A 1,008-nucleotide genomic window follows, 5' to 3' on the forward strand; every position below is an offset into this window, starting at 1 on the left:
ATATGTGTTCTTTGCGTTTGATATATATCAAACGAATACTTTATACTGTAGCATGACCTTTACTGAAAGTAGTTTACAGATAAAACATTTATTACTAAAAATAATTTACATAACAATACTAAAATCCTAACTTCAGTTTACACCTTTTGTGTTTATTCCTACAACAACTTTACAGAAAGCTCTGTCGGTTGGAAAGAGAAACAAAGTTAGTGAATAAAAATCACTCATCCAAAAACTCATTGCTCTGGGATCGCCTAAGCGGCAAGGGAGTGGAGCAACACTCCCGACGAGCGTTAATCTCTATTGATAAACAGAGATATGAGTTTTCGTATAAGGATAATTTTCCACATTCTTTTCAACTCCTTGTCTTGTTTGTATGCCTGCTCAGGCGTTAGCCGGTTATTACTGGCATGGGGCCTTTCCTTATTATAAAACTCGATAGCCGGAATCAATACCTTTCGTATCTCGTCCTCATTTTCAAAGGAATATAAAGAAAGCCACTCTTGTTTAAGGATGCCATTACCCCGTTCAGCTACAGCATTCTCCAGTGGATCCCCGTGTTCTGTACGGCTGGCTTGCATACCATTTTTTGCCAATATATCACTTACCCAAACCTGGTTCGCTGCAGTAGGAATCAGACCTTTTATCTGATTTGGATAGAAAGGAGCGTATGGATCCGAATAAGTTGTCCGTGCTTTACGTCTTTTTATCCGAAGCATCAGACCGCTTTCTCTCAACAGGTTATAAAAGGCATCACGTCCCATTGTAAACTTCTCCCCAAAATAACTCTTGCACATTTCAAATAATTTCTGGTAACCTATACGCGGAGCTTTTAGACGAATATCATGGACATACTCCAATATAAAACCTTTGAATACAAGCCGCTCAAAATCAATCTCATGATACTGATAATAAGACTGTTTGGTGCCAGCTTTTTTTCTGATCGGAATCTTGAACATTTCTTCTGCCACATCAATCATCGTGTCATAGGCATCTGCACGCATTCTT

At 38.6% G+C, this 1,008-nt stretch carries 1 protein-coding gene; it reads right to left on the reverse strand.

From position 1 onward, the window contains the following. Positions 1 to 293: 293 nt before the first annotated feature. The coding region (locus DWW23_RS05955; protein WP_199664124.1) for an integrase core domain-containing protein at positions 294 to 1,008 on the reverse strand (715 nt) is incomplete at its 5' end.

The sequence above is a fragment of the Parabacteroides sp. AF14-59 genome, from assembly GCF_003479515.1.
Taxonomy (GTDB): domain Bacteria; phylum Bacteroidota; class Bacteroidia; order Bacteroidales; family Tannerellaceae; genus Parabacteroides; species Parabacteroides faecis.